We start from the raw sequence: 714 nt of genomic DNA on the forward strand, positions 1-714 counted from the left end.
GTCCGTGGCCCAGTTCAGGAACCGGCCCGGCGACCAGTTCTGATGAGCCTGGTGGGACTTGGGCATGTGCTCGGTCAGGGTCACGAAGCGGCTTTTGCCATGCCGTGGGTGCAGAGCCACCCGCTGGCCTTTGTGCATGACCTCAACGGACGTATCGGTCACCCGAACATCCAGCTTCACCCCCACCAGGGCGTGAGGCACGCTGTACAGGCGTTTGTCGATCTCGATGTGGTAGTCGATACCCGGTCGTGCCTTGCGCCACTCAGCATAGACATAGGGCGTGGCAGGCAGTGGTCTGAGTGCGGGTCGGTCCAGTGCCTCGAACAGACTCTGGCGGCTCTCGGAGCGCCCTTGGAACGGGCGCTGGTTCAGTGCTGGTAGCAGGTCTGCAATCGCCGAGTTCAGTTCGGCCAGTGAGAAGAATGTCCGGTGTCGTAACCGGGCCAGGATCCAGCGTTCAACCAGCAGCACAGCGGCTTCGGCCTTCGCCTTGTCCTTGGGCTTGTAGGGACGTGCCGGCAGTACCGCCGTCTGGTAATGGGCCGCCAGTTCCGCGTAGGTCTCGTTGATCTGAGGCGTGTATCGGTCCGCCTTGGTGACTGCTGCCTTGAGGTTGTCCGGAACCAGCAGTTCCGGCACGCCACCGTAGAACGCCAGCATCCGCTGGTGGGAGGCGATCCAGTCCGGTAGAGACTGGCTCCAGGTGGCCTCGGC

1 protein-coding gene is annotated in these 714 nt (G+C 63.2%); it reads right to left on the reverse strand.

All coding sequences use genetic code 11. The features are described 5' to 3' along the window. On the reverse strand, window positions 1-714 hold a 714-nt coding region (gene istA / locus Q668_RS15915), incomplete at both ends, for an IS21 family transposase (protein ID WP_022990631.1).

The sequence above is a fragment of the Marinobacter sp. ES-1 genome, from assembly GCF_000475255.1.
GTDB lineage: Bacteria > Pseudomonadota > Gammaproteobacteria > Pseudomonadales > Oleiphilaceae > Marinobacter > Marinobacter vinifirmus.